General features: G+C 56.8%; 21 protein-coding genes, 3 pseudogenes and 2 riboswitches. Of the genes and pseudogenes, 16 read left to right on the forward strand and 8 right to left on the reverse strand.

Features of this window, described 5'->3' with window-relative positions; all coding sequences use genetic code 11:
• The 4 genes from OMP38_RS25995 to OMP38_RS26010 all read left to right on the forward strand — a co-directional run.
• Window positions 1–415, forward strand: a 415-nt coding sequence (locus tag OMP38_RS25995; RefSeq protein WP_277567675.1) for a GNAT family N-acetyltransferase, incomplete at its 5' end; no start/stop codon positions are given.
• A gap of 251 nt (window positions 416–666) precedes the next feature.
• Window positions 667–1,947, forward strand: a complete 1,281-nt coding sequence (locus tag OMP38_RS26000) for a stalk domain-containing protein (protein ID WP_277563398.1) — start codon at window positions 667–669, stop codon at window positions 1,945–1,947.
• Between the two features lie 2 nt (window positions 1,948–1,949).
• Window positions 1,950–2,870, forward strand: a complete 921-nt coding sequence (locus tag OMP38_RS26005; protein WP_277567676.1) for a phosphotransferase — start codon at window positions 1,950–1,952, stop codon at window positions 2,868–2,870.
• Between the two features lie 104 nt (window positions 2,871–2,974).
• Window positions 2,975–3,292, forward strand: a complete 318-nt coding sequence (locus OMP38_RS26010) for an MTH1187 family thiamine-binding protein (protein WP_277563395.1) — start codon at window positions 2,975–2,977, stop codon at window positions 3,290–3,292.
• 46 nt (window positions 3,293–3,338) lie between these two features.
• Here the strand turns inward: OMP38_RS26010 and xerS are convergent.
• From xerS to OMP38_RS26025, 3 genes and pseudogenes are all read right to left on the reverse strand, one after another.
• A pseudogene (gene xerS, locus OMP38_RS26015) lies at window positions 3,339–4,428 on the reverse strand (tyrosine recombinase XerS).
• Window positions 4,429–4,624: 196 nt separating this feature from the next.
• Window positions 4,625–4,981, reverse strand: coding sequence for a sporulation histidine kinase inhibitor Sda (gene sda, locus OMP38_RS26020; RefSeq protein WP_277565119.1), 357 nt, complete (start codon window positions 4,979–4,981; stop codon window positions 4,625–4,627).
• Window positions 4,982–5,196: 215 nt separating this feature from the next.
• Window positions 5,197–5,388 (reverse strand): hypothetical protein, encoded by a 192-nt coding sequence (locus OMP38_RS26025; protein ID WP_277563394.1) that lies wholly within the window; start codon window positions 5,386–5,388, stop codon window positions 5,197–5,199.
• Between the two features lie 71 nt (window positions 5,389–5,459).
• Here OMP38_RS26025 and OMP38_RS26030 point away from each other — a divergent pair, with 71 nt between their 5' ends.
• From OMP38_RS26030 to OMP38_RS26055, 6 genes are all read left to right on the forward strand, one after another.
• A complete protein-coding gene (locus OMP38_RS26030; protein ID WP_277567677.1) occupies window positions 5,460–6,056 on the forward strand; it encodes a hypothetical protein in 597 nt (198 codons plus the stop codon).
• A gap of 208 nt (window positions 6,057–6,264) precedes the next feature.
• Entirely contained in the window at window positions 6,265–7,779 is a 1,515-nt protein-coding gene (locus OMP38_RS26035) for a sensor histidine kinase (protein ID WP_277567678.1), read from the forward strand.
• The gene (locus tag OMP38_RS26040; protein ID WP_277567679.1) at window positions 7,776–8,081 is read left to right on the forward strand and encodes a response regulator; all 306 of its coding nucleotides are present in this window, start codon (window positions 7,776–7,778) and stop codon (window positions 8,079–8,081) included. The genes OMP38_RS26035 and OMP38_RS26040 overlap by 4 nt, the downstream gene beginning before the upstream one ends.
• Before the next feature lie 34 nt (window positions 8,082–8,115).
• Window positions 8,116–8,412 (forward strand): response regulator transcription factor, encoded by a 297-nt coding sequence (locus OMP38_RS26045; RefSeq protein ID WP_277567680.1) that lies wholly within the window; start codon window positions 8,116–8,118, stop codon window positions 8,410–8,412.
• Window positions 8,413–8,425: 13 nt separating this feature from the next.
• Window positions 8,426–9,352 carry a polyprenyl synthetase family protein gene (locus tag OMP38_RS26050; RefSeq protein ID WP_277567681.1) on the forward strand — a complete coding sequence of 309 codons (927 nt, stop codon included), beginning with the start codon at window positions 8,426–8,428 and terminating at the stop codon, window positions 9,350–9,352.
• A 191-nt stretch (window positions 9,353–9,543) separates the two neighbouring features.
• A complete protein-coding gene (locus tag OMP38_RS26055; protein ID WP_277567682.1) occupies window positions 9,544–10,194 on the forward strand; it encodes a FusB/FusC family EF-G-binding protein in 651 nt (216 codons plus the stop codon).
• A 52-nt stretch (window positions 10,195–10,246) separates the two neighbouring features.
• Here OMP38_RS26055 and OMP38_RS26060 read toward each other — a convergent pair whose 3' ends face one another.
• From OMP38_RS26060 to gcvT, 4 genes and pseudogenes are all read right to left on the reverse strand, one after another.
• Entirely contained in the window at window positions 10,247–11,137 is an 891-nt protein-coding gene (locus tag OMP38_RS26060; protein ID WP_277567683.1) for a deoxyribonuclease IV, read from the reverse strand.
• 149 nt (window positions 11,138–11,286) lie between these two features.
• A pseudogene (gcvPB, locus tag OMP38_RS26065) lies at window positions 11,287–12,766 on the reverse strand (aminomethyl-transferring glycine dehydrogenase subunit GcvPB).
• Window positions 12,763–14,122: pseudogene (gene gcvPA / locus OMP38_RS26070) on the reverse strand (aminomethyl-transferring glycine dehydrogenase subunit GcvPA). Before gcvPA ends, gcvPB begins: the two co-directional pseudogenes overlap by 4 nt.
• Window positions 14,123–14,132: 10 nt before the next feature.
• Window positions 14,133–15,242 (reverse strand): glycine cleavage system aminomethyltransferase GcvT, encoded by a 1,110-nt coding sequence (gene gcvT / locus OMP38_RS26075; protein ID WP_277567684.1) that lies wholly within the window; start codon window positions 15,240–15,242, stop codon window positions 14,133–14,135.
• Window positions 15,243–15,367: 125 nt separating this feature from the next.
• Window positions 15,368–15,464: riboswitch (glycine riboswitch) on the reverse strand.
• 3 nt (window positions 15,465–15,467) lie between these two features.
• Window positions 15,468–15,574, reverse strand: a riboswitch (glycine riboswitch).
• A 113-nt stretch (window positions 15,575–15,687) separates the two neighbouring features.
• Here gcvT and OMP38_RS26080 point away from each other — a divergent pair.
• From OMP38_RS26080 to OMP38_RS26090, 3 genes are all read left to right on the forward strand, one after another.
• On the forward strand, window positions 15,688–16,788 hold the full coding sequence (locus OMP38_RS26080; protein WP_277567685.1) for a threonine aldolase family protein: 1,101 nt from the start codon (window positions 15,688–15,690) through the stop codon (window positions 16,786–16,788).
• Window positions 16,789–16,969: 181 nt separating this feature from the next.
• A complete protein-coding gene (locus tag OMP38_RS26085) occupies window positions 16,970–18,058 on the forward strand; it encodes an erythromycin esterase family protein (protein ID WP_277567686.1) in 1,089 nt (362 codons plus the stop codon).
• A complete protein-coding gene (locus OMP38_RS26090) occupies window positions 18,006–18,242 on the forward strand; it encodes an erythromycin esterase family protein (RefSeq protein WP_277567687.1) in 237 nt (78 codons plus the stop codon). Before OMP38_RS26085 ends, OMP38_RS26090 begins: the two co-directional genes overlap by 53 nt.
• 369 nt (window positions 18,243–18,611) lie before the next feature.
• Here OMP38_RS26090 and OMP38_RS26095 read toward each other — a convergent pair whose 3' ends face one another.
• On the reverse strand, window positions 18,612–19,412 hold the full coding sequence (locus tag OMP38_RS26095) for a DeoR/GlpR family DNA-binding transcription regulator (protein WP_277567688.1): 801 nt from the start codon (window positions 19,410–19,412) through the stop codon (window positions 18,612–18,614).
• Window positions 19,413–19,647: 235 nt separating this feature from the next.
• On the opposite strand from OMP38_RS26095, the gene OMP38_RS26100 reads away from it, so the two are divergent.
• The 3 genes from OMP38_RS26100 to OMP38_RS26110 are packed head-to-tail and all read left to right on the forward strand — an operon-like array spanning window position 19,648 to window position 23,264.
• On the forward strand, window positions 19,648–20,667 hold the full coding sequence (locus tag OMP38_RS26100) for a Gfo/Idh/MocA family oxidoreductase (protein WP_277567689.1): 1,020 nt from the start codon (window positions 19,648–19,650) through the stop codon (window positions 20,665–20,667).
• A gap of 13 nt (window positions 20,668–20,680) precedes the next feature.
• The gene (locus OMP38_RS26105) at window positions 20,681–21,724 is read left to right on the forward strand and encodes an alcohol dehydrogenase catalytic domain-containing protein (RefSeq protein ID WP_277567690.1); all 1,044 of its coding nucleotides are present in this window, start codon (window positions 20,681–20,683) and stop codon (window positions 21,722–21,724) included.
• Window positions 21,725–21,740: 16 nt separating this feature from the next.
• A complete protein-coding gene (locus OMP38_RS26110; RefSeq protein ID WP_277567691.1) occupies window positions 21,741–23,264 on the forward strand; it encodes a xylulokinase in 1,524 nt (507 codons plus the stop codon).
• Window positions 23,265–23,273 lie beyond the last annotated feature (9 nt).

Genomic DNA, 23,273 nt, shown 5'->3' on the forward strand with positions numbered 1-23,273 from the left:
TCCTCACGGCCTGGAATCGACGGAGGGTTTTCTCGCCGACATGATGGATCCTCGGCCGGACAGCCGCGGCTTCGTCATCGCGGAGGCGGATACGGAGCTGTATATCGGGCAGATCGGGCTGGATGCGATCGAATGGAAAAACCGTTGCGGACGGATCGGCATCGTGATCGGCGCGCCGGAGCGCTGCGGGCAAGGGTTGGGGACGGAGGCGATGCGTCTGCTGTGCGGGTATGCCTTTAAGGAGTTAAACCTGAATCGGCTGGAACTGGAAGTGTACGACTTCAACGAACGGGCGTACCGCAGTTATTTGAAGTGCGGATTCGTCGAAGAGGGGGAGGCTGCGAGAGAAGCTGTATCGCAACGGTCGATATGCGGACGTGATCCAAATGGGATTATTGAGGTCGGAATGGACTGAATGAAAAGCATTCATAAAATATATTATGTAAACTAATTGCGAAAAATCCTTCTTTATGCACCATTCGTGCTTATGTTCGCATCAAGGGGGCCTTTAAATTAATGACGTTAAATAAGTTAGTATATGCTGCAAGGGGGGCGATACTAGAAGACCCTCTTTAGGGAATTTTTAGCGGACGGATGCAACTCCTAATCTTCTAAAGCGTCTAATGAAGAGATTCATAGATCGCTTGGTAGAAAAGGAGCTTACCGATGAAATTGCCTAAACCCGTTCAAAAATGGCTGCCGGCCGTCCTGGCGTCGGCTATTTTGCTGCCGCTCGGCGCACAAGACGCAACGGCGGCCGTCGCTGCCCCTGCGGTCACGATCGTGCTCGACGACGTGAAGTTCCCCGTTCCCGTGCCGCCGATCAACAGCAAGGGGACGATCCTGTTGCCTTTCCGCAAAATTGCCGAAGCGCTCGACGTTAACGCGGTATGGTTACCCGCGACCAAATCGGTCGTCGCCAAGGGCAAAGACGCTGGGGGGCAAGCGGTCGAAGTGCATCTGACGCTCGGCCAGAAATCGGCATCTATTAATGGCGTTAAATTTACGTTGAATGCGGCGCCTGTCATGTCTCACGATTCGGTACTCGTGCCGCTTGCATTTTTTAGTCAGGCCTTCGGCGCCAATGTGACATGGGACGGGCCGGCGAAAATAGTACGCGTCGTTTCGCCGCAGCGCGAGATGCGGCTGCTTGGCTTTTATGCTGTCGCGGCTTATAGTCAGCTGGCGCTAACGAAGGATATGAACGACGTTGCTTTCGGTTGGAGCCAGGTCGATTACAATGGCGAGATCACCTTAGTCGACACGACCGGCGACCGATGGTATTGGCCGCAAGCCGCCGGCGACGATACGCCGGAATCGATCGTCGGGCAGGTCAATGCGAACGGCGCCGGCAGCTACCTGGCCGTGCTGGGCAAGGACGGCAAGGGACAGCTCATGAAGATGCTGACGGACAAGACGCTGCGTGACGCTTCGATCGAACGCCTGCATACCCTTGTGAAGGACAATGCGTTCGGCGGCATCATGCTCGACTTCGAAGGGCTCGGCTGGCGTGACGATCCGGCGATGGCCCAATCGGCGCTGAATGCCTACGTCAAGCAGCTCGTCGCAGCCGTCAAGCCGGACGGCATCAAGGTGTCGCTCGCGGTACCTCCGCTGAACGGCGAATACAAAGGATACGATTATGCGGCGCTGGCCAAAATGGCCGACGAGCTTGTCATCATGGCTTACGATTACGGCGACAACAAAAAGCCGCAACCGAACGCGAAAGTCGACGAGGCGATCAGCAAGGCGATCGCGACGGGCGCGCCGAAGTCTAAGCTCTTGTTGGCGATTAATTTGGACGCGGAAAACGAGACGACGGTCGACGACAAGCTCGGCCTCGCGAAGCGCTACGGCCTGGGCGGCGCCGCTTTCTGGAGATTGGGGATTTTCACCGAGGCAGAGAGGACCGCCATTGGCCGTTCGGCGACGAAGATCGGAGGATAGGCATGCCTTTTGAAGCATTATTAAACCGCTATGATCCCGGGAGACGTTGGACCGTATCCGAAGGAGAGAGCGGCTGGAACAACACGACGCGGATCGCGGAGAGCGATCGCGGCGACAAACGCGTGCTTCGCATCTATGAGACGCACAAAGACGCGGAGAAGATCGCTTTCGAGCACGACGTGCTGCTGAAGCTCAGCGAGGCGGCACTGCCGTTCGCCATACCCCGTCCGCTCGCGCTCCCGGACGGCGCTACTTACGCGACGTTGTCAGACAGTACGGGGCGGTATGCGGCATTGTTTACCTATACGGACGGCATTCGTCCGAACGGAATGGATCCCGTCGTCGCAGAATCGATCGGTACTGCCGTCGGACGCTTGTCGCTTGCGCTGCGTGAGCTTATGCCGACGGCCGCTCCCGCCTATTTGCCCTGCTACGAGCTCGAGCGGACGCATCCGTCTTGTCCGGGCAGCGTCATCGCGGCTTTCTGCGAGGCGCCGCCGGCTGCGTTTCACGACTTGCGGGACTCGCTTCTGCGGATCGGCGAGACTATGCGCGCCTTTCAAGCGGCGCTGCAGAAGGTACGCAGCCTGCCGCATCAGCTCGTGCACGGCGATATTAACGATTCCAACTTGCTGGTGAGCATGCATGACCGTACGCAGATCGCGGCCATACTGGACTTTGAGTTTTGCACGACGGAGCTGCGCGCGATGGAGCCGGCGGTTGCGCTGGCCGGATTAATCGGCGAAGCGGGGGGACCTTCGCGCGGCCGCCGCCTTTTTGAAGGGCTTCGGCGACATCGCTCCCTTGAACGGGGAAGAGATCGATGCATTGCCTTTGCTCATGCGGCTGCGCCGGCTGGATGTATTCGTTCACTTTCTCGGGCGTTATTTGAGCGGAGTGGACGACGCGGCGGTGCTCCGTGAACAGACGATGGAGACGGCAGCCGGGTTAGCCTTGGTGGATCGGCTTGAAGCCGAGATCCGGTCGATGTGCAGAGAGACGAAGACAAAGAATGCGAGCGGATAAAATGGCTATCGCACAAGTGACGATCGTGCCGATCGGCACGGGATCGACGAGCGTGAGCGCATATGTCGCCGAAGTCGAGCGCGTCCTGCGCATGGCGCCTGAGCGGATCAAACACGAGATGACGCCGATGAGCACGATCATCGAAGGCGAGCTCGAGGACGTGCTCGCTGTCGTCAGGCGAATGCACGAGACGCCGTTCAACCATGGCGCCCGGCGCGTGTCGACGTCGATCACGATCGACGACCGCAGGGACAAGCAGGGGACGATGGCGCAAAAAATGGAGGCCGTGGCGGACAAGCTGAGGCAGCAGACGGAATAAAAAAACGGGACGATTCGAGATCGTCCCGTTTTGGCCAAGCGTTTTTTTAAGATTCCTGGCTGCGGCGCTTGTCGATCGCTTCCTCCATCGTTTTGTCCGTCAGATGAGCGTAAATCTGCGTCGTCTCCGGCGAGGCGTGGCCGAGCTGCTCCTGCGTCTTGTACAGATCGTTCGACAAATAATAGTCGGTCGCGAACGAATGCCGAAGCTTATGGACGGACAGATAAGGCTTGCCGAATCGCTTCGCGTACTTGATCACCATCTCTTGGACCGCTCGCTTGGTCATGCGCGAGCCTTCCTTCTTGCCGTTCGCCAGGGCAAGAAAGAGGGCTTTTTCCCGTTTGGGCGCATGATAGCGAATTTCGCGCTGCTGCAGGTAAGACTCAAGGTTAGACAGAGCGTCTTGACGGAAAAAAACGGGCGTTTTAAACGTATCGTCGTTGCTGCCTTTCCGGTAGACGTAGAGCAGTTTCTTTTTTAAGATCAAGATCGTCCAGGTTCAAATTCACCAGCTCCGATACGCGGAGGCCCGAATTCAAGACGAGGCTCACGATGCAGGCATCGCGCGTATGGTTCAACTCGTGTGCGTATAGGGCCTGCTTGTTGTCAGCCACATCCGCTGCATAGTGCTCGTTGATATAAGCGATAAATTCGGAGATTTCCTCTTCTTGAAGCAGCTTGCCTTCCAGCTTGGCGGCCGTATCCTTCGGTTTGTGCGTTCGCTTGATCGACACCTTGGCCATCACGTTGCGCTTCAGCAGCGGGTAGAAGTCGTCATCCTCCGCGATCTGGCTGAGATAGTGGAATAACGAGCGAAGGGAGGAGAGCTTGCGGGAGATCGTCGTCCGCGTGTTGGCGTGCTCGCGCCGGGTCGACAGCTCCATCCGGAAGCTGTCGATCTCGTCCATCTTCAGCTTTTCCAGCGCTTCGATCGGTATGTCGGACATCTTCTCCGCCGTGGTCAATCCTTCGCGCATCAGCCAGTTAAAAAACGTTTCATAATCTCTCACGTACTCCAGCAGGGACGAAGGGGAGAGGTCCGGCAGCTTATAGTTAATAAACTTTTCGACGTACCAGGGCATGCTGGGCACGCGCTGATCCAATTGCTCGCGGTCTTTTGCTTTTTGCAGGTTCATAAGGTTTGCGCTCCATGCGGTTGATTTAGGGTTATTATACCAGACGGGCGGGTCACATTGGGCATCGAGGTTTTTATAAAGGCGTCGTAAATTATATTATGTAAACAAAATATGTTTAACTGCAACGAAAGCAGTTAAAAGGGGGAGGGGGAGACCAATCAACATTTAACGACAATAAAATATTGAATTCGACAAATTAACGCTCTAAATCCTCGCAAACGAGATCCTTAATGCCTCTCCGAATGATCTCGCAACGCAGCATTTGAACAAATTCCGCATCCAATCCAAGCGATCTAGCCTCGAAGTAACTGCTGGCCAGATGGTCGTCCTGGAGATGCGCCAAAATGAACCTCATTTGGGGAATGACTTTTCCGGAAGGGGTCTTCACGAGTTCAGCCGCTTCCTTGAAGCGGAGCGTTTCCAATTGAACTTCTTCTGCGATATTCAATATTTCATGGCGATTAAGCCGTACCCGAATCATCTGCTCCTGCAGCACGGTCTGAACCGCGAGGGAGACGTACCACGCATCGTCGCTTTCCTTAAGCACCTTCATCGTAATCACCTGCAAACCTCGTTTACTTTTAGTATGAATGGAATAGAAATCTTTTGAATGCTATGCGCTTATATGTTAAAGTTTACCTGTAATTTATTGGTGTTGTCAGTGCAATTTGCGTGCGTGAAGATGCACCCATTTTTGCATAGTCTTGCATTCGGTTTGCAAAATAAAAAAGCGTACAACGTGAATTGTACGCTTCGCTTATTCTTTTTTTAGTACCAACCGGTTTCGGACTGGCTATCATTTGGATTCAGCAATGTTCTACGTAGGATTCGAACTTCTTTGGTTGTTAGTTTAAGTTGGGAGGAATCTGAACTTAATGCAGCTTCACGTTTTTCCTGGCTCATACCTTTAAGAGATTTTACTTTGGAAGCGATTTCTGACGAAGGCACTGTAATAATCAAATTGACTCCTCCTAGTGGATAATATTAACTTTTTCAATATAGCACATTTTGTAGAAAAAGAGGTTGTTTTAATGAAAAATATGACCGTTAAAATTGGTGTTGTGCTCCTATTGACTGTTCAAGTTTGGTTTTGTGTGACTATGTTTAGATATCCTTATTTAGATATAGATATTTCAAATAAAAATGGCGAATGGGTAGTCCAAGCGATCGATCACAGGAGTCCTGTTTTTAGAACGGTACTTAAAAAGGGAGATACTGTCTTGCGTATAGACGGTGAACTCCCTGAAAAGCATGTTTCCGTTAAACGGTGGGGGTCCATTGACCAAGCAAAAACGATTGAATTCATTAAGGATGGGTCTATCCAAATTATTGACACTTCAAAATTCCATACGATATCATCTCAGGACTTTTCATCGTTTGCCGGCGGTTTAGTCGGAATAAGTATCTCTATTCTTTTTTTCTTTGGTATAAAGCATTCCTTGTCTTCCAGATATTTATCTTTCGTTTTTCTGAGTATCGGATTTACATTTATGAGCCTAGGAGCTTCCTTGCGAGGCGATTTACTGGGGAAAATTTCAATAGGGGTTTGTATAATTTTAATCCCCGTTGTTCTTGTTCACTTTCTAATCGTTTTTTTTGAACGAGAAAGGGAAAATAAAAATTTCTAACCGATATATGAAGTATCTTTATGGAATCGTTGGGCTATCCGTACTTCCACAGTTCGTTTACTTATTTAATTTGAAAATGAGCAGTATCATCCATAATTATTTAGCGTTATTCGAACTGACTTTCTTTTCAATCGGAATTTTAATAGATGTTATCTTTCTACTTTATATCTATATGAAGTACCGCAAGACACATCCGCATCTGGCTTTGATGTTAAAATGGATAGGCATATTTTTTACACTGTCTACGTCTCCGGTTGTGTTATTAAGTTTTTTCTCAAAAGTGACAAGCAACCATGAATGGATTCCATCTGAATATACCAGTTGGGTCGTATTGTTATTTCCTTTATCTTTGACTTATTTATTGTCGGCTAAGAAAATCTATGATATTGACTTGGTTATCCGAAGATTTTTACTCGCAATCGTTGTTTCTTTTGTTCCAAGTATACTCGTTATTGGTTTAATTCTTATACTCGTATCTCACAAAGTAAGAATTGAAAATTTAATGCTTGCTTTTACCTTTATACTGCTATTATTCTCCGTCACTCTATATACATTGGAATATTTGACATCCAAGCTGGAAAGAGTCCTTTTTCCCAAAAAGCATTACTTACAAAGTTCACTCAATCAAATTTCAAAAAAATTAGGATTGATTTCAAGTTTTAAACAATTAAAGAGCGTGATTTTAATTGATATTATCGACATATTAAACGTACACGGAGGCGCGATTGTTTTTCAGCACGCTGAATCAACCGAAATTATTAGCGAAGGTATCGTTTCGCATGAAGAAGTCATGAATGCATTAAATGATACTGCTCCGAGTATTGATACAGGTCTTTGTTTTGAATTAACGCATAATCAAAAGTATAAGAGTTATCTATGGTTATCTCCGAAAAAAAATAACTTCATGTTTGGTTCAGAAGAAATTCAATGGCTAAAATTAATAGTTTCCTATTTGTCGGTCAGTATGGAAAACTTATTTTTAGTCAGTCAAATGTCGTTAAAACTCGAAAATTTAGCACTCCAAATCCCAAATGAAAATTCCGCTAACGACATTGCCTGGTTTAGGAAATTAATGTTCGAGCTTCAAGAAAAAGAACGGTTTCGTATTGCTACCGATTTGCATGATACGACCATGCAAGATTTATTTTTTCTCAAACGGAAATTGGCGGCCTTGCTTGATAATTACTCGGACGACTGGCAGGATTCAGAGCAGGCAAAGAGTCTGCTCGATTATATCGATATTATCAATATGAATTTGCGCCAGAGTTGCTTTGAGCTGCATCCCTATCTGCTGCATGAGCTTGGACTCGTTCGCACGATCGACAAACTGATTGAACTAGAGCGATCAGCTTTGTCATTTGAGATTGAGTTTAGGTACGCGGGACTCGATATGATCGAATCCTGCGATATGGACATGAAGCGTCATCTCTTCCGTGTATTCCAGGAGTTAATCAACAATGCGAAAAAACATTCGAACGCGACAAAAGTGCATTTTAGTTTGAATGCTTCAAACGGCAAGCTGATGATTCAATACCGTGACAATGGGCTTGGCTTCTTATCCGAACAGGATCTCGTTCGCGAGATCGGAGGCTCTCACATAGGGTTAGAGCAACTGAAGAGCAGAATTTTATCGATGCGGGGCGTATTCGAGATTAAATCCGGTCAAGGCAGAGGCATGTCGTTCAGCGCCGTAATTCCGCTCAAAGAAGGAATGACTGCATGAAACGAAAATATAAGACGATTGTCGTGGACGACCACCCATTGATGGCGCAAGCGACGCTGCAATTGCTCGGCCAAATGGAACGGATCGAGACGGCCGGCGTTGCCAAGAGCGGCGAAGAAGCGGTTCTATTGGCCACTGTCGTCTGTCCCGATCTGGTGCTGCTTGACTATCAATTGCCGGATCTGAGCGGCACGCAGGTCGCGGAGCAAATGAAGGCGGCGCATCCGAATCTCAAAATTATCATTTTCACCGGCGTCGACGTATCGGACTTGCTTCCTTTTTTTACTATCCAATCTGATTAGCGGGATCATCTCCAAAGGGGTCACCGAGTCGACGATGAAACATATTATCGCTTGCGTGCTGGACAACCATATCGTCCTGCCGCAGAGCATGCTGCCTCAGCTGAAGAGCGTATCCGGCAAAGACGCCGTCAACCAGCTATTGTCGGACGAGGAAGTGCTGCTCATGACGCTAATCATTAAGGGCGATACGTACGAGAAAATCGCCGAGCAAATGTATATCAGCAAGCGGTCGGTCGACAACTATCTTCGTCGTATCTATGAGAAGCTCGGCGTTCAGACGCGGGCGCAAGCGATCGAGAAATTCGTGCAAAGTTCGCAATACCAAAGTTGAGAGGGAGACGGGCATGGACGAGAGCGTACGAACAGAGCTTTACCGCATGGTGGACGAATACGCGCTTGAAGCGACGCTGAACGAAACGCTGCGAAAATTTATCGCGGAGAAAGCGGCGGAAAAGACGTCCTGGTCCGAGATGACACGCTGCACGCACCGGATGCTTGGCGGTCGTTCGCCGGACCTGGAGCGGCACGCGGCGCTGACTGAACTGCTCATCCTGCTGCTGGATATCGTGGACGACCTGCAGGATCGGGACAGTCCGGACAGACCCTGGATGACCTGCGATCCGGCGGTTACGCTCAACGCGGTGCTGGCCATGTTCGCTATGATCCTCGGCAACTGCGATACGCCGGGCTTCGGTCGTACCGTCGGAAGACTGCTGGCGAGATCGATTCAAGGTCAGCAAGCGGACATTACCGACGCGGTACAGACGGAAGGAGATTATTTTCATATGGTCTCGAACAAGTCCGGCGCTTTGGTGCAGCTGGCCGTCTATATGGGATATTCGCTTGTCGAGGGTATTGATCCAGACGTTCAAGCGACATTGGACCAGCTGGCCGGATGCGCGGGCATCGTGTCACAGATCGAAAACGACGCGAGAGACGTGCTGAGGCTCGATCTCAAGAACGATCTTCTGCACAAAAAGCGTACGCTGCCCGTGCTGTTCATGCTCGAAGACAGTTACGAGGAATTTCCGGCGCTGGACGAATATTACGCGGGCTCGCTGTCGCGCGAGCAGTTCGTCGGCCGACAACAGGAATTCGTGCAATATGCGCGGGATTCGGGCTGCATCGAATATTGCAAGGTCGTGCAAGCGCTCTACAAAGACAAAGCGAATGAACTGTACGATCTATTGCCCCCGATGCAAGAGCCGTGGGCCGGAAAGTTCAGAGAAATATTTGTCCCGGACTACGACGTTCGGTATAATGCAAGTTGAGAGGGGGGCGTTAGTTGATGGCAAATCACTTTGCCGGAATGCGCTTAACTCATGCAAAGCCTGCGAATAGGGCGATACTTTGCATGGGGCAGGACTTTCAGCTTTAACCGATCGCCCGTACCAGCGTTATCGTTTCTGATCATGGGCTTTGCACCTAATTAGCGCACCATACTAATTAAGGGGCTGAAAGCATGCAACCATTCATTAGAAACCATCAATATAACCTGATTAAAAAACAAGTCGGTCTTCTGCAGCACGCCTGCGCGACCGTCGCCGACCCAAAGATCGTCGAATCGGTCCGCTCGAATATGCAGTTCAAGCTCACGGAAGCATTCCCGGAAGCGAGCGAAGCGGCGCGAGAGATCGTACTCCGCGGTTCCGGGTTGGGGACGGCGCCAGAGTTCCAACTGTACCTGGCAGCTCTGGATAGCCACCGGATCGCGTTCGAGACGGGGACGGAGCAGCAGCTGAAGAAGCTCTTCCCCAAGATCAAGAAGCTGAAGCTGCCGGATCTGGCCGCGCTCGATCTCAAGGCGATCAGCTATCTGGGCTGGTCGGACATCGCCGCGAACAAGCTGTTCATCGTCTACCCGCTGAACGGACGGCTCGTCGGCATCGAAGGACGGTTCACGCCGACGAACAAGAAAGGGACCTGCTTCGTCTGCAATCGGCAGACGGAGGTCGGCCTGTTCACGGCGCTGACCAAGTCCAGGCCTGCGAACGCATCGCCGGACTATTACAAAGCGATCGGCAATTATATGTGCGCGGACAGCGAGGTCTGCAATCATAATATTACGGATCTGGCCGCGCTCGAGCAATTTTTAAGCAACGTCGTGAAGTAGAGAAGCAACGAAAAAACGGTGAAGCCCAAGCAGCTTCACCGTTTTTTATCGTTTAAGAAACGGCGGCCGGTTTAAAGACAGGTTCGTCGACTTCGCCCCGCAGCAGCGCGATCTCATGCTTGTAGGGCGGGTTGACGTACTTTTTCGCCCCGATCGAAGGTGTCTCTAGCAGCATAGGAAGGCCCTGAAGCTGAGGATGCCGGACGACATAGCGGAGGGCATCGAGCCCGATGCGGCCGTGTCCGATATTTTCGTGCCGGTCCTTGCGCGAGCCTCGCTCGTGCTTGGAATCGTTGATGTGCAGCACCTTGAGCCGGTTCAGACCGACGATGCGGTCGAACGCGTCCAGGACGCCGTCGAAGTCGGCAGCGACGTCATAGCCTGCATCATGGACGTGACAAGTATCGAGGCAAACGGACAATCGTTCATTATGCGTGACGCCATCGATGATTCGCGCCAGCTCCTCGAAGCTTCTTCCGCACTCCGTGCCTTTGCCCGCCATCGTTTCAAGCGATACTTGCACGTCGCTCCGCTCCGACAGCGCTTCATTAAGCCCTTCGACAATGCGAGCGATTCCGGCGTCAGCGCCTGCGCCGACATGCGATCCGGGATGCAGGACGAGCTGACGGCTGCCTAGCGCTTCCGTTCGTGCCAGCTCATCGCGAAGCATCTCAATGCCGAATTCGAACGTCCGCGGAGAGATCGTGTTGGCTAGATTGATAATAAACGGCGCGTGAACGACGATGTTCGAGATGCCGTGCTCGCGCATATGGGCGGCGCCGAGCTCGATATGGAGCGCTTCGATCGGCTTGCGACGGGAATTGTGAGGCGCGCCGGTGTAGATCAAAAACGTATTCGCGCCATACGATGCTGCTTCCTCGCTGGCTTGCAGCAGCATCCGGGGGCCGGACATCGATACGTGCGAGCCGAGTAAGAAAGACATGCCTGCGATACGCCTCCTCGGAAGTGAGGTCCACGAAAAAACTTGTTGAATACCATCATAAAACGACGGGCTCTCCCGGTCCATTGCCAAATAAATCAAACGCGCAGCCGCTCCTTGGAAGGAGGGACTGCGCGTCGGTCAGCAATGGCTCAGCTGCAAGCGCAGTTGAGCACCGGCTTGCGGGCGGCGGTCGTCTCGTCGAGTCGACGGACGACGGTGTCGTATGGCGCGTTCAGGACGAGCTCCGGATTCGTGCGAGCCTCCTCGGCGATCCGGATCATCGTGTCGATGAAGCCGTCCAGCGTTTCCTTGCTCTCGGTCTCGGTCGGTTCGATCATGATGCATTCCTCGACGTTAAGCGGGAAGTAGATGGTCGGCGGATGGTAGCCGAAGTCAAGCAGCCGCTTGGCGACGTCGAGCGTGCGCACGCCGTATGGCTTCAAGCCGCGACCCGACATGACGAATTCGTGCTTGCACACGCCCGGATACGGAATCTCGTAGTGCGGCGCAAGGCGGGCCATCATGTAGTTGGCGTTCAATACCGCGCATTCGGACACGTGGCGCAAGCCTTCAGGCCCATAGGTCCGAATGTAGGTGTACGCGCGGACAAGAATGCCGAAGTTGCCGTAGTACGCCTTTACGCGCCCGATCGATTCGGGGCGATCGTAGTCGAAGAAATACGTGCCGTCTTCGCGGCGGGCGACGATCGGCTTCGGCAGGAAGGGGATCAGCCTGTTTTTCACGCCGACGGGGCCCGCGCCAGGTCCGCCGCCGCCGTGCGGCGTGCTCATCGTCTTGTGCAGGTTCAGGTGAACGACGTCAAAGCCCATGTCTCCCGGACGAGTGATACCCATGATGGCGTTGGAATTCGCGCCGTCGTAGTACAACAAGCCGCCCGCTTCATGGATAATCGCGGCGATCTCGACGATCTGTTCCTCGAACAGGCCGAGCGTGCTCGGATTGGTCAGCATGAGCGCCGCTGTGTCGCTGCCGACGGCTGCGCGCAGCGCCTCCAGGTCCACCATGCCGCGTGCGTCGGACTTGATCGTGACCGTCTCGAATCCGGCGACCGTCGCGCTCGCCGGGTTCGTGCCGTGCGAGGAGTCGGGCACGATGACCTTCGTGCGACGCTCGCCGCGGCTCTCGTGAAAAGCGCGGATCATCATGAGGCCGGTCCATTCGCCGTGGGCGCCGGCGGCCGGCTGCAGCGTCACTTGATCCATGCCGGTAAGGGCGGCAAGGTCGTTTTGCAGCGTATAAAGCAGTTCAAGCGCCCCCCTGGATGCTCTCTTCCGGCTGATAGGGATGGATCTTCGCGAAGCCGGCGAAGCGAGCCGTGTCTTCGTTGATCTTCGGGTTGTACTTCATCGTGCAGGAGCCGAGCGGATAGAAGCCGTTGTCGACGCCGAAGTTACGGCGGGACAGCTCCGTATAGTGGCGAATGACATCGACTTCGTACACTTCAGGGAGCGCTGCCGGCGTCCCGCGCAGCAGGGAAGCCGGTATCAGCTCCGAAGCCGGAACCTCCGGCACGTCGCATGGCGGCAGCGAATAAGCGACGCGGCCCGGCTTGCTCAGTTCAAAGATCAAAGACTTTTCCGCCGATCCTGCATGCGTCGGTGCGCTCATACGGCCACCTCCCCCAACGTACTGGCAAAGCTGTCGATCTCCTGGCGCGTGCGTTTCTCGGTGACGGCGACGAGCATATGGCCCGCAAGCTCCGGATACGCGATGCCCAGATCATAGCCGCCGAGGAAGCCGGCCGCCAGCAGCTTCAGATTCGTCTCTCGGACGGAGACGCCGTCCGGCAGCTTCACGACGAATTCGTTGAAGAACGGAGCGCCGAGCGGCAGTTCGAAGCCGCGCTTCACCAGCTCGCCGGCCGCGTAATGCGACTTCTGCAGGTTCAAATGAGCCGCGTCCTGCAGTCCTTGCTTGCCCATCGTCGAGAGGTAAATGGAAGCGCACAAGGCGAGCAGCGCCTGGTTGGAGCAAATGTTCGACGTCGCCTTCTCTCGGCGGATATGCTGCTCGCGCGCCTGGAGCGTAAGCACGAAGCCCCGCTTGCCGTCGATGTCGGTCGTCTGCCCGACGATGCGGCCCGGCATCCGGCGCATGAGCGGCTCCGCGACGGCGAAAAAGCCGCAGGTCGGGCCGCCGAGCGATTGCGAGATGCCAAGCGGCTGCGCGTCGCCCACGCAGATGTCCGCGCCGAGCTTGCCCGGCGTCTCGAGCAGGCCGAGCGCCATCGGATTGGCGCTGACGACGAACAGCCCCTTGACGCCGTGAACGATCGGCTCGATGGCCGCCAGATCCTCGACCGCGCCGAAGAAGTTCGGCGACTGGACGAGCACGGCAGCGGTGTCGGCCGTGACGGCTTCGCGCAGCGCCGCGAGATCGGTGACGCCGTTCGCGCAGCCGACCTCGGCGATGTCCAGATTCAGCCCGCGGGCCATCGTGCGGAGCGCCTCGCGCGCTTCCGGGTGGACGGCGCGGGAGACGATCAGCTGCTTGCGCTTGGTGGCGCCGGCTGCGAGCGCGCCGGCTTCGGACAGCGCGGTGACGCCGTCGTACATGCTGGCGTTGGCCACCTTCATGCCGGTCAGCTCGCAAATGTACGATTGAAACTCGAAGATGGCTTGCAGCTCGCCTTGGCTGATTTCAGGCTGATAGGGGGGTATAGGCCGTATAAAATTCGGACCGGGAGATCATGTGGTTGATGACGACGGGAAGGTGATGGTCGTAGATGCCGGCGCCGAGAAAGCTTTTATAGCGGTCGGTATCCGCGTTCCGCCCGGCCAGCGCCTTCATGTGCGCAAGCAGGGAGAACTCGTCGAGCGCGCCGGACATCGGCAGCGTGCCGCGATATCGGATCGCCTCGGGGATGTCGCGGAAGAGCGCCTCGACGGACGTGACGCCGATCGTCGCCAGCATGTCGGCCTGGTCTTGCTCGGTCATCGGGATGTATCGATGAAGATTCGTCATTGCCCTTTAATCACTCCTTAGGCAGTCTTTTATAAAACGGGGTCTTGATCACTTCGGCCTTCAACCGCTTGCCGCGAATCTCGACCTCGATCTCGGTGCCAAGCGCGGCATATGCCGCATCGACCAGGGCAAGCCCTAAGCTGCGCTTCAGCGTCGGGGAATGCGTCCCCGTCGTCACATCGCCGATCCGCGTCTCTCCCGCATAAACCGGGTAGTGGGAGCGGGGGATGCCTCTATCGACCATCTCGATGCCAACCAGCTTGCGCGGCAAGCCATCGGCCTTCTGCGTGACCAGCGCGTCCTTGCCGATGAAGTCGTCCTTGTCCAGCTTGACGAAGAAGCCGACGCCGGCCTCAAGCGGCGTGATCGTGTCCGACAGCTCTTGCCCATAAAGCGGCAGACGCGCTTCGAAGCGGAGCGTATCGCGGGCGCCGAGACCGGCGGGCACGAGACCGAGCGGTTCGCCTGCCGCCATCAGCGCTTGCCAGACGTCGCCAGCTCGCTCGGCCGGCACATAGATCTCGAACCCGTCCTCGCCGGTATATCCCGTCCGGGAGATCAGCGCGCCGACGTCGGCCAGCGTCGTATCCGGTTTGAAGCGGAAGGAGGGAAGCGCGAGAACGTCCGGCGCAGCGCCAGCCGCTTGGAGGATGTCGGCAGCGCTTGGACCCTGAAGAGCGAGCAGGGCATAGCGGTGCGACGCGTTATCGAGGGACGCGTCCCCGATCAGATGCGAGCGCATCCATTCGAAATCCTTGTCGATATTCGACGCGTTCACGACGGCCATGAATCGATCCGCCGCGATTCGGTAGACGAGCAGGTCGTCCACCACGCCGCCGTCCGGGTAACACATGAGCGTGTACTGCGCCTGGCCGTCCGCCAGCTTGGATACGTCGTTGGTCGTCACGCGCTGCAGGAATCGCTCCGCGTCTTTGCCCGTCACCAGAAATTCTCCCATATGGGACACATCGAACAGGCCGGCTTGCTGGCGAACCGCGTCATGCTCCCTCTGAATCCCCGAAAACTGCACGGGAAGCTCCCAGCCGCCGAAGTCGATGCAGCGGACGCCTGGAAGCTCGGCATAAACCGGGTAAAGCGGGGTCCTTTTCAACTCGCTCATCGTTGTCGTTCGCCTCCTTGATTCAATTCTCGCTCAGACTCGACCGGTCTCGCCTGGACGCAAAAAAAGACAGCCGCAAAAAAGAAAGCGCGCCCCCAGCCGAAGCTGCCTGCGCCTTCTTTTCGCTCTGTCCTTTGTACCTGAGAGTTACCTTAGGTCCGTCCTCGGAACTAAGTTTCCCCGTGGGTGATTCCGCGTCCCGCAGCGGAATGCTCTCCAGAGTCGCGTCCGGCAAAGGTCCTTTTGCCTGAGAGATTCTCCTCTCTTAAGAGGGTTACTCCTTCGGCGCCGCCTCCAAGTCCATCCTGGGCGATCTCTCCCGTTGCCATCATCCGCACCTATGCGATTGTTGGTTACAGTCTATTCATACATGAGTCTGGGAGGAAGTGTCAACGATAAATTAAATGGTATACTGGGGAAACCGAAAATCAGGGAGGGCATCGATATGAACGGCAGCATCACTTTGGCGGAGGCATTCAAAAACTGCAAGCATCCGGTCGTCGGCCACGGCAAGCGGAACGTCCGGGTGCTGCTGGACGCATTGGCGGGCACGGACGGAAACGAAGAGAGCGACATGTACGGAAAAGGGGAGACGATCGAGCGGTTTCAGGCGAAAATGGCCGCTTATCTGGGCAAGCCGGATGCCGTCTTTTTTCCGAGCGGCACGATGGCGCAGCAGATCGCGCTGCGCATCCATTGCGACGAGACGGGGAAGCGGAAGGTCGCTTATCATCCGCTAAGTCATCTCGAGATTCACGAGGAGGACGGCCTGAAGGAGCTTCACCGGATCGAGACGGTGCGCTTGGCCGATCGCGATCGGCTCATCCGGCTTGACGACGTTCGGCTGCTCGACGAAGACGTCGCCTGTCTGCTGCTCGAGCTGCCTCAGCGGGAGATCGGCGGACAGCTGCCTCCTTATGCGGAGCTTGAGGAAATGTCGGCCTACTGCCGCGGGCGCGGAATCCGCCTGCATCTGGACGGCGCGCGCCTGTTCGAGATTTTGCCTTACTACGACAAGTCCGCCGCCCAGATCTGTGCGCTGTTCGACAGCGTATATGTGTCGTTTTATAAAGGGCTTGGCGGTGTCGCAGGCGCGATATTGACGGGAGAACCGACGTTGACCGCGCGTTCGAAGGTTTGGAAGCGGCGGCATGGCGGCGACCTGATCAGCTTGTATCCGTACGTCATCAGCTCGGACTATTATTTCGACAGGCGGATCGGCAAAATGGCGCAGTATTACGCAGAAGCGAAGTCGCTGGCGGAAATGTACAACGACTGCGCGCACACGATTCGTACCGTTCCAAAGGCACCGGTATCCAACCTGTTCCATGTTCATTCGGATCTGCCGAAGGAGGTGCTGGAGTCGATGCTAGCCGACGTTTGCGAAGCGACAGACATCGGTTTGGCCTCCTGGGTGAAAGCGCTGGACGATGGCGGCAGCGCCTACGAGGTGAGCATCGGCGACCGCTACGCGGCCGTACCGATAGAACGGCTGCGCGAAGCTTTCGCCATGCTGCGGGAAAAGTTGCTGGCTTATTCCGCTTAATCCAATGCCTTTGTCGGTGGACAATAAGGATTGTACGATCGGGATCTCCGCCGCCGTCGGGATGACGAATAGCGTGCCGACGATCGCGAACAGCGCGACGGGTACGCGGGTATCGGGCTTAAAGACAAGGAGCATGATAACATAAGCGATGCCATTCGTTTAAAAGCGAAGGGAGACCGATATGCGCAACAAGGAAAACGAAGTCTTTCACGCGCTGGAGCGGCTGGCAACCCCGTATGTAGGCGCCGCCCGGGCGAACGCCCTCGTCGAGCGGGCCGGCGAAGCTGCAATCGTGATGATCGGCGAAGCTTCGCACGGGACGTCGGAATTTTACGCGGAGCGGGCGGAGCTGTCCAAGCGCCTGATCGTGGAGAAGGGCTTCCGGTTTATCGCGGTCGAAGGCGATTGGCCTTCTTGTTATGTCCTGAACCGCTATGTAAAAGGCGACGCCGCGGCCGGAACGATCGCAGCGGACGCGCTGCGGGACTTCGCCCGCTGGCCGACGTGGATGTGGGCGAACCGGGAGGTCGCCGCGTTCGCCGATTGGCTCCGCGTATATAACGACGGCAAGGCCGAAGAAGACAAGGTCGGCTTTTATGGATTCGATCTGTACAGCCTGTGGGAGTCGATGGACGAGATCCTGAAGTACCTCGGGGAAAAAGATGGCGCGGACCTGGAAGCGGCGAAGCGCGCCTTCGAATGCTTCGAGCAGCATGGTCGCGAGGAGCAGCAGTACGGGATCGCGGCCAACTTCTACGGCGAAGGCTGCGAGGCTGAAGTCGTCGCGCTTCTGCGCAAGCTCCAGGACAAATGGAAGACCGCGCGCCCCGGAGACCGCGAGGATGCGCTGGCCGCCGAGCTGAATGCGCTGGCGGTGAAGGGCGCGGAGGATTATTACCGGACGATGATCCGTCACGATGCGGAATCATGGAACGTGCGGGACCGCCATATGGCGGCGGCGCTCGAGCGGCTCATGGCGTATCACGGGCCGGCGGCGCGCGCCATCGTCTGGGCGCACAATACGCATGTCGGCGACGCGCGCGCGACGGATATGGCCGAGGAGGGCATGGTGAACGTCGGCCAATTGCTGCGCGAGGCGCACGGCGGCGAGGTTTATGCGATCGGCTTCGGCACCTATCAAGGCAGCGTGATCGCGGGACGCGGCTGGGGGGCGGCCGACCGAAGCGATGAAGGTTCCTCCGGCGGAATTCGGAAGCTTGGAAGAGCTGCTTCACCGGCTCGAACCGGCCGACAAGCTGCTTCTGCTTGAAGATGCCGAGCCTGCGCTGCGCGAGTCGGCGCTCGGACACCGCGCGATCGGCGTCGTTTATCATCCCGAATACGAGCGGGGCAACTACGTGCCTACGAAGCTGGCGGAGCGTTACGACGCGTTTATTTTCCTGGATCGGACGACCGCGCTGGCACCGCTCGCTGTGGAAGCGGCTTTTTCCTAACGCTGTCCTAATTGAACGCAGAAGGAGGCGAACTTATGCCAAACGAGAAAGAAATGCACGATCTGTAAACGGAGCAAGCCGGCATCGTCGATCAACACGAGACGCGGGTGATGGACGAGCCCGTGCTGATCGAGCCGCCGGAGGTTAGCCCCGGGCCTTACAGCAAGCGGACGCAGGAAGCCGGCAAGCGTGGAAGAGAATAACGAAGAATAAAAGCAACGTTACAAGAGCGCTGCTGGCGCCGGAGCGTGCTGTAAGCGAGAAAACCATCGTTGCAGGAGCAAGCCACCGCTGTAAGCGAAACAAAGAGACCGTCAGGGCGATATTCCCTGACGGTTTCTTTGGTGTTCATGAATCCGATGACCCTATTTAATATACTTGCTCGACCATCACTTCCATGCCCGCTTCGGTCATCTCGCGCAAGTGCTGCTCGGAAATCCGGCTGTCGGTGATGACCAGATCGATCTCGCCGGGCTCCGCGAACTGGACGAACGAATTTTTGCCGATCTTGGCGCTGTCGCACAGGAGCACGGACTGCGTCGCGATCCGGATCATCGTCCGCTTGACCTCGGCCTGGTTCATGTCCGGCGTCGTGCAGCCTTTGCGGACGCTGAAGGCGTTGGTGCCGAGGAACACCTTGTCCACGTTCAGCTCGGAGAGCAGCTTGACGGCAAACGGTCCGACCGTGCAATGAAATTGCCGGCGCAGCATGCCGCCGATAACGACGACGGACACATTGTCTACGCGCTCGAGCAACGAGGCGATCTCCAGATCATTGACGATGACGGTCAGATTGTTTTTGTCCTGCAGGTGATCGCACATCGCTTTGGTCGTCAAGCCTGCATCCAAAATGATAATGTCGCCGTCTTCGACCAGTTCGGCGGCCTTTTTGGCGATCGCTTCCTTAAGCGAGCGGTCTTTGACCGTTTTGTCTTTGTTTTCCGGCTCGAAGCCGACCCGCGCGGCATCGCTTGGGATCGCGCCGCCGTGCGTGCGCTTGATCAAGCCTCTCGTCTCGAGATCCCGCAGATCGCCACGGATCGTCGCCGGCGACATCTTAAAGAAGGAGACGAGATCGGGCACGAGTACCTTCCCGCGTTCCTGAACCAATTTAGCAATAGCCGCCTGCCGCTCCTCGGCAAACATGATGTCCGAATTCCCTTCGCTCATGGCCATCTTCCTTCTAAAGTTGAATGAGAATCGCAAATTAGATCATCCGATCGCAAAAATGATCAATCTAGCACATACTTCAACTGAATTATACTATATAACAGTGAATGGTTGTTATTTGTTCGCGAAGTAACAGAATTCGAGAATGTTCCATTTAGAATGAGCATTAAACAACAACGTAGCGTGTACAAACGAAAGCCACTACTGATTACTCAAAAGCGGGTGAAAAGAGCTCATGCAGCAAAGGGATATCGGCGTATGCATCATCGGTGCGGGCAGAGCGGGCATGATCCACGCCGCGAACTTCCGGAAAAACGTGCCGTACGCCAGACTCGTCGCCATCGTCGATCCGAATGAAGAAGCGGCGGTGTCGGCGGCGAAGGAACTTGGGATCGACCGGTATTACACGGACTACAAGCAAGCGCTCGAGGACGCCGAGATCGACGCCGTCGTCGTCGTGACGCCGACGATCTACCATCGCGACATCGTCGTGGCGTCCGCGCAGGCGGGCAAGCACGTGCTCTGCGAAAAGCCGATGGCGATGAATGAACGCGAATGCGACGAGATGATCGCGGCTTGCGAGGCGGCCGGCGTCACGCTGCAGGTCGCGTTCATGAGACGCTTCGACGAGAACTTCGTCGAAGCCAAGCGCGCGATCGACGAAGGCGAGATCGGCGAAGTCGTGCTCGTGAAGTCGCTGACGCGCGGACCGAGCCAGCCGATGCCCTGGATGTACGATCTCGCCAAGAGCAACGGCCCGCTCGCCGAGGTCAACAGCCACGACATCGACACGATCCGCTGGTTCTCGGGCTCCGAAGTGTCCGAGGTATATGCGATCGGCGGCAATTACCGCAACCGGCATGTCGCGGCCGACTACCCGGACTTTTACGACAACGTCTCGCTCACGGCGCGCTTCGCGAGCGGCGCGCAGGCGAGCATCGACGGCGCGGTCGCCGTCCGCTACGGCTACGACAGCCGGGTGGAGATTCTCGGCACCGAAGGCGTCATCTTCCTCGGTCAGACGCACGAGAAGACGACGATCGTTGCGGGACCGGACCGGCTGCTTCGGCGGCCGTTCATGAACAGCTGGCGGTCGCTTTTTAAAGAAGCCTATCTCGCGGAGGATACCGACTTCATCGCGTCGATACAGGAAGGCAGGCCGCCGCGCGTGACGGGGCATGACGGGAAGATGGCCGTGCGCGTCGTCGAGGCCGGCAACGCCTCGATCAAGACCGGCGTGCCGGTCCGGCTCTAGGAGGGAAGCGAACATGTTAGCGGCCAGATTGTACGGACCCGGCGACATTCGGCTCGTCGAGGTGCCGAAGCCGGTCATTAGCGACCGGGAAATCCTCGTCAAGTTAAGGAGCGCCGGTATTTGCGGCACGGACATGCGGATGATCAAAAACGGCTATCCGGGTATCTCGGAAACGGCGCCGCGGACGCTCGGCCACGAGCTGAGCGGCGAGATCGCCGATATCGGTCCGCTCGTGAGCGGCTATCGCGTCGGAATGCGCGTCGGCATCGCGCCCAATATGGGCTGTGGCGTTTGCGGGGAATGCATCCGCGGCAACCAGCATCTGTGCGCGAACTACGAGGCGCTTGGCGTCCAGACGGACGGCGGCTTCGCCGAATACGTGCGCGTGCCGGAGCAGGCGCTGCGCTTCGGCAACGTCGTCGAGCTGCCGGCGCAGGTGACGTTCGACTATGCGGCCGTCAACGAGCCGCTGTCGTGCGTCTACAACGGGATCGAGCAGTGCCCGATCCGCGCCGGGGACGACGTGCTGATCATCGGCGCCGGTCCGATCGGCATCATGTATGCGCAGCTCGCTAAAATGTCCGGCGCCGGCAGGGTGTTCTTAAGCAACCGGTCGACGGGCCGGCTGGAGCTGGCGCGCCGGATCGATCCTTCGTTTGTCGCACTTCCGGCAGACGGGTTGAAGGCAAGCCTGCTTGCGCAAACGGGCGGCCGTGGCGCGGACGTCATCGTGACGGCCAATCCTTCGCCCGAAGCGCAGCAGCTCGCAGTCGAGCTTGCCGCGATGGGCGGCCGAATCAACTTTTTCGGCGGCCTGCCGAAGGATAGCGTGCCCGTCGCGCTGGATACGAACGTCATTCATTACAAGCAGCTGCTCGTGACGGGCAGCACGAAGGCGAACAACGCGCATTTCCGCAAGACGCTGCAGTTTATCGCGAGCGGCATTCTCGACGTGGGCAAGCTCGTGTCCGCGCGTTATGCCATCGACCGCTTCGACGAGGCGCTGGCGCACGCCGGAAGCTCGCAGGGCATCAAGACGGTCATCGCGTTCGATTAGAAGGGAGAGGAGCCAATTGCCATCCCAAATGAGCCGCGCTGACTGCACGGTTGCCGTGGACTTGGGCACGCAGGGAACGAAGGCCGCGCTCGTCACGGCGGACGGCAAGCTGCTGGGCAGCGCGTTCGTGCCTTCGAACCTGAATCGCCCCGCGCCGGGACAGGTCGAGCAAGACCCGGACGAGATGTTCGGGTCGGTCGTCGCCGCCATCCGGTCGGCGGTGGACCGTTCAGGCGTACCGCCCGGACGCGTGGCGGCGATCGGCATCGGCGGCCAGATGGCGGGCGTGCTTGGCATTGACGAAAACTGGCATGCCGTGACGCCCTACGACTCCTGGCTCGACAGCCGATGCGAAGCGGCGATGCCGCTGATTCGGGACTGGGGCGAGGAAGCTTTTATCGGCATCACGGGCAGTCCGGTGACCTATGCGCACGGACCTAAGATTTTGTGGTGGCGGCGCGAGCGTCTCGAGGTATACGGCGCCATCGCCAAGTTTCTCGTGCCGAGCGCCTACGTCGCAGGCCGGCTCGCCGGCTTGCGCGCGAAGGATGCCTACATCGACCATACGCATCTTCATTTTACCGGCTTCGCCGACGTAAGGCGGATGTCTTGGTCGGATGAGCTGCTGCGGGCGTTCGGCATCGACGGCGACAAGATGCCGACCATCGTCCGGCCGTGGGACATCGTAGGCGGACTGACCGATACGTACGCTGCGATGGCCGGGCTTCTGCCTGGTACGCCGATCGCGGCGGGCCTTGGCGATACCGCCGCCGCGACGCTCGGGGCGGGCATCGCAAGACCGGGCCTGCTCTTCGACGTGGCGGGCACGGCATCGGTGCTTTCCTGCTGCACGGCCGAATATCGGCCGGACACCGAGGGCAAGACGCTGATCTACGCCCGCTCGGCGCTGCCTGATCTGTGGACGCCGCTTGCTTATATTAACGGCGGCGGTCAGTGCCTGGCCTGGTACAAACGGCTGACCGGCCTCGATTACGACGAGCTGAATGCGCTGGCCGAAGCGGTGGATCCGGGCTGCGGCGGCCTGACTTTTATTCCGCATTTCGGCGGACGCGTATGTCCCAATACGCCCGCGCTTCGCGGAAGCTGGAGCGGTCTTGCCTGGTCGCACGAGCGCGGCGCGCTGTTCCGGGCGATCCTCGAATCGGTCGCCTACGAATACAAGCATTACCTCGGCACGCTCGGGCGTCTCGTCGGCCAAGCTGCGTACGAAGCGGTCCATGTCGCGGGCGGCGGCGCGCGCAGCGCGTTGTTCAACCGCATCAAGGCGGATGCGCTCGGCATTCCGTATCGCCCGCTGCAGGCGGAGGATACGGCGCTGATGGGCGCGGCGCTCGTCGCGGGCCACGGCGTCGGGCTGTTCCCGGATCCTGCCGCATCGGCCGAGCGCTTCGCGGCGCCGGGCGAGGCGATCCAGCCGGACGCGGATAGACACCGTCAGTATGCCGCGGCCGCAAGCCGGTATCGACGGACGGTGGACGGCATGCAGGCGGTGTACGCGAGCCTGGATGCTGACGAATGAAAACAACGA

It is taken from the genome of Cohnella ginsengisoli (genome assembly GCF_029525555.1).
In the GTDB taxonomy this organism is placed as follows: Bacteria; Bacillota; Bacilli; order Paenibacillales; family Paenibacillaceae; genus Cohnella; species Cohnella ginsengisoli.